At 71.0% G+C, this 4,324-nt stretch carries 3 protein-coding genes and 1 pseudogene; all 4 read right to left on the bottom strand.

The features are described 5' to 3' along the window. Nucleotides 1-86: 86 nt before the first annotated feature. Nucleotides 87-1,052, bottom strand: coding sequence for a porphobilinogen synthase (hemB, locus tag HMPREF0321_RS00870; RefSeq protein WP_006943473.1), 966 nt, complete (start codon nucleotides 1,050-1,052; stop codon nucleotides 87-89). Beyond that, nucleotides 1,052-2,701, bottom strand: a complete 1,650-nt coding sequence (locus HMPREF0321_RS00865; RefSeq protein ID WP_006943475.1) for a bifunctional uroporphyrinogen-III C-methyltransferase/uroporphyrinogen-III synthase — start codon at nucleotides 2,699-2,701, stop codon at nucleotides 1,052-1,054. Before HMPREF0321_RS00865 ends, hemB begins: the two co-directional genes overlap by 1 nt. Continuing rightward, a complete protein-coding gene (gene hemC, locus HMPREF0321_RS00860) occupies nucleotides 2,698-3,681 on the bottom strand; it encodes a hydroxymethylbilane synthase (RefSeq protein WP_006943472.1) in 984 nt (327 codons plus the stop codon). Before hemC ends, HMPREF0321_RS00865 begins: the two co-directional genes overlap by 4 nt. Then, a pseudogene (locus HMPREF0321_RS00855) lies at nucleotides 3,678-4,324 on the bottom strand (glutamyl-tRNA reductase); the annotation flags it as partial. The gene hemC and the pseudogene HMPREF0321_RS00855, both read right to left, overlap by 4 nt.

Genomic DNA, 4,324 nt, shown 5'->3' with positions numbered 1-4,324 from the left:
CACCGAGCCAGATCGCCATCGCACGATTTTTTTGACGCGCTTCCTCAACGCTCGCTGGAACCTTCGCAAGCTCAGGCCCCACCGAGCTAGATCGTCAGCGCGTAGTACGTCAAGATGATCGACGCGCCGGCACGCTTGATGCACGTCAACGACTCGCGGATCATGCGCTCACGATCGATCCAACCGTTCGCTGCAGCCGCCTCGATCATCGCCATCTCACCCGACACCTGATACGCCGCGACCGGCACCGTCGCGGCAGCCGCGACGTCCGACAACACGTCCAGGTAGGGCAGCGCGGGCTTCACCATGAGGATGTCGGCACCCTGCTCCTCGTCGAGCATCGCCTCACGCAACGACTCGGTGCGGTTGCGCGGATCCTGCTGATACGTCGCGCGATCACCCTGCAACGAACTCTGCACGGCCTCACGGAACGGGCCGTACGCCGCCGACGCGTACTTCGCCGAGTACGCCATGACGGCGACGTCGTCGTGCCCCGACAGATCGAGCGCCGCACGGATGACACCGATCTGGCCGTCCATCATGCCGCTCGGCGCGAGCACATGCGCACCGGCCTGCGCCTGCGCCACCGCCATCTGCGCGTACACGTCGAGCGTCGCGTCGTTGTCGACCCGGCCCGCATCGTCGAGAACCCCGCAGTGACCATGGTCGGTGAACTCGTCGAGGCACAGATCACCCATGACGAGCAGGTCGTCACCCACGGCGTCACGCACGGCACGCAGCCCGACGTTGAGGATGCCGTCAGGATCGAGCGCACCCGAACCCACGGCGTCCTTCGACTCCGGCACGCCGAACAGCATGACGCCTGCGATGCCGGCGTCACGCGCGCGCTTCGCCTCCGCGACGAGCGAGTCGAGCGTGTGCTGCACGACGCCCGGCATCGACGCGATCGGCGTGTTCTCCGAAGCGTTCTCGCGCACGAACACCGGCAGGATGAGGTCGGACGGCGAGACGACCGTCTCGGCGACCATGTCGCGCATCACCGGCGACGTGCGCAGCCGCCGCGGACGGTGCGTCAGATCGTAGCTACCCATCAGGCCTTCACCTTTCGTCGGGCCGCCCCGCGTCGATCGCTCGGGCGGCGTACCTTCTCCCCAGACTCCGCGGCCTCGTGGGCCAGCGACCGGCCGTAGCCGGCGAGAGCGTCGACGAGGGACGCCGCCGACGCCTCGGGCGCGACGACGTCGACGCGCAGCCCGTGCTCCTCGGCGGTCTTCGCCGTCGCCGGGCCGATGCACGCGACGACGGTCGACGTGTGCGGCTTGCCAGCGATGCCGACGAGGTTGCGTACCGTCGAACTCGACGTGAAGCACACGGCGTCGAACTTGCCCGACTTGATCGCCTCACGCACCTCCGGCGCGGGCGGGGCCGCGCGCACCGTGCGGTACGCGGTGACGTCGTCGACCTCCCAGCCCATCTCCTCGAGGCCCGCGACGAGCGTGTCCGTCGCGATGTCGGCGCGCGGCAGGAAGACGCGGTTGATCGGGTCGAGATCCTCGTCGTAGTCGGCCCACACCTCGAGCAGACCCTGTGCCGACTGCTCACCCGACGGCGTCAGGTCGGCCTCGAGGCCCCACTCGCGCAGCGCGTTCGCCGTCACCCCGCCGACGGCCGCGATCTTGACGCCCGCGAACGCGCGCACGTCGAGCCCGAACTCGGCGAACTTCTCGCGCACGGCGCGCACGGCGTTGACGGACGTGAATCCGACCCACTCGTAGCGCCCCGTGACGAGGCCCTTGACGGCCTTCTCCATCTGCTGCGGCGTGCGCGGCGGTTCGACGCTGATCGTCGGCACGACGGTGCTCGTTGCGCCGTGCGTCGCGAGACGCTCGATCATCGAACCCGACTGCTCCTTCGTGCGCGGTACGAGCACGTTCCAACCGAACAGCGGCTTGTTCTCCCACCACGACAGCAGGTCGCGGTGCGCGACCGTCGAGCCGACGATCGCCATGACGGGCCCGTCGAACGAGGATCGCTTGAGCACGGCGGGCACCTCGTCCAGCGTCGTCGTCACCGTCGACTGCGTGATCGTCGTGCCGTTCTCCGTCAGTGCGACGGGCGTGTTGCCCCGTCGGCCGGCCTCACGCAGTTCGCACAGCGACGTCTTGAGCGCGTCGGCCTGGCCGAGCACGACGACGGTGATGCACGCGTCGATCGAACGCGCCCAGTCGATCTTCGGGTCGCCTGCGGTGACGACGTGGACGGTGCGCGCCTTCGCGTCCGTCAGCGGCACGCCCGCGTACGCGGGCACCGCGGAGACGGCCGAGACGCCCGGGACGATCTCGAAGTCGATGCCCGCCTTGGAGCACGCGAGCGCTTCTTCGGCGAGGCCGTGGAACGTCGACGGGTCGCCGTCCATGAGGCGCACGACGAGCGGCTGCTCGCCACCTCGACCCGAGCTGTCGGCGTCATCATGCTGCGCTGCAACGGATTTCGCAGTCTTGACGACGAGCTTCGCGCGGCTCGCGGTGGTGAGCTGCGCGCCCGCGTCGCCGTAGCCGGCGTCGACGAGTTCGACCTCGTCGCGCACGAACGGCGCGACGAAGCGCTCACCGCAGATCTGGTCGAAGATCACCGCGTCCGCGTTCTCGATGAGGCGCGCGGCGCGCATCGTCAACAGGCCCGGGTCGCCCGGGCCCGCGCCGACGAAGGCCACCCTCGCGTGGTGCTGGTCGGTGCTCATGCGCCTGCCTCCTTCGTGCTCGTCGTGGGATTCGGTGCCTCGCGCGGCGGGATGACGGCGCCCGCGCCGTCGTCGAGCAGCGTGCGGGCGAGCGCCTCCCCGACGGCGGCCGGGTTGTCGTAGGAGCCGACGTCGCTGCGGCGCAGCTCGAACGAACCGTCGGGCGCACCGACGAAGGCGCGCAGTGAGATCTCGAGCGAGCCGTCGGGCTCTTCGACGATCTCCGCGAGCGCGCCGACGGGTGCCGCGCAGCCGGCTTCGAGGGCGCCGAGCACGGCGCGCTCGGCGGTGACGGCGGCGCGCGTGTCGGCGTCGTCGAGCTCCGCGAGCGCGGCGATGACGCGTGCGTCACCCTCGCGGCATTCGAGCCCGAGCGCGCCCTGGCCGGGGGCGGGCAGCATCTGCAGCGGGTCGATCGTCTCGCTGATGGCGCCGGTGCGTTCGACGCGCGCCAGCCCGGCGCGCGCCAGGATGACGCCGTCGAGTTCTCCGCTCGTCACGTAGCCCATGCGCGTGTCGATGTTGCCGCGGATGTCGCGGATCTCGAAGCCGAGCCCGAGCGCCTGCAGCTGCGCGGCACGTCGCGGCGAACCAGTGCCGACGACGGCGCCTGCGGGCAGTTCGCCGAGCGTCAGACCGTCACGGGCGACGAGGGCGTCGCGCGGGTCCTCGCGCACGGGGATGCCGGCGATCACGAGGCCCGGTTCGGGCGCGACGGGCAGGTCCTTGAGCGAGTGCACGGCCATGTCGACCTCATCCTCGAGCAGTGCGCGGCGGATGGCGGCGGCGAACACGCCCGTGCCGCCCATCTGCGCCAGCGAGGCGCGGTTGACGTCGCCCTCGGTCGTGATCTCGACGATCTCGACGGCGTGGCCGTGCGCGCGCAACTGTTCGGCCACCCACGTCGACTGTGTCATCGCGAGGTGGCTGCGTCGGGTGCCCAGGCGGATCGGCGCGGCGTCGGCTGCTTGGCTGTTCATGGCATCTCCGGGGGAACCGTGACGACGCGCGTCTGCGCGGGGTCGAGGTCGAAGAGGGCGGAGAGCACTGCGGCGTAATCACTCTCACCGACAGCACCACCCTGGCTGGCAAGTTCTTTCACCCGCACCGTGGGCGTGTGCAGGAGTTTCTCGACGACGCGGTGCACCGTCAGCTGCACCTGCGCGCGAGTCGTCTCGTCGAGGTCGACGCGGCTGTCGAGGCGGCTCAACTCGGCGGCGACGATGTCGGCGGCGTTGGCGCGCAGCGCCGCGACGGTCGGGGCGACGCGCTCGGCGCGGCGCGCGACGACGTAGGCGGCGACCTCGCTCGTCACGAGGTCCTGGACAGCCTTGATCTCCGCCTCCGCGCCGGGCTCGCCCTCGACCTGCGGGCCGAGGTCGCCGAGGCCGAGCACGGCGACGCCGCGCACGCAGGAGACCTCGTCGGCGACGTCGCGCGGCAGCGCGAGGTCGACGTAGACCTGGGGGCGCCCTTCAGGATTCGCGCGAGCCGCGAGCGTCGCGTCGATGACGTGGCCGACAGCGCCGGTGCACGACACGACGAGGTCGGCGGCGGCGAGGGCGTCGGGCAGTTCGTCGATGGGGCGCGCGGCGCAGCCGGCGGCGTCGGGGAGGCGGCGGG

Source organism: Dermacoccus sp. Ellin185 (assembly GCF_000152185.1).
In the GTDB taxonomy this organism is placed as follows: Bacteria; Actinomycetota; Actinomycetes; order Actinomycetales; family Dermatophilaceae; genus Dermacoccus; species Dermacoccus nishinomiyaensis.
This window is presented reverse-complemented; position numbering and strand designations above follow the sequence as displayed.

What these genes read in the sequence shown, in the direction of transcription:
- hemB (WP_006943473.1), bottom strand. Translation starts at nt 1,052, where the DNA reads ATGGGTAGCTACGATCTGACGCACCGTCCGCGGCGGCTGCGCACGTCG.
- HMPREF0321_RS00865 (WP_006943475.1), bottom strand. Translation starts at nt 2,701, where the DNA reads ATGAGCACCGACCAGCACCACGCGAGGGTGGCCTTCGTCGGCGCGGGC.
- hemC (WP_006943472.1), bottom strand. Translation starts at nt 3,681, where the DNA reads ATGAACAGCCAAGCAGCCGACGCCGCGCCGATCCGCCTGGGCACCCGA.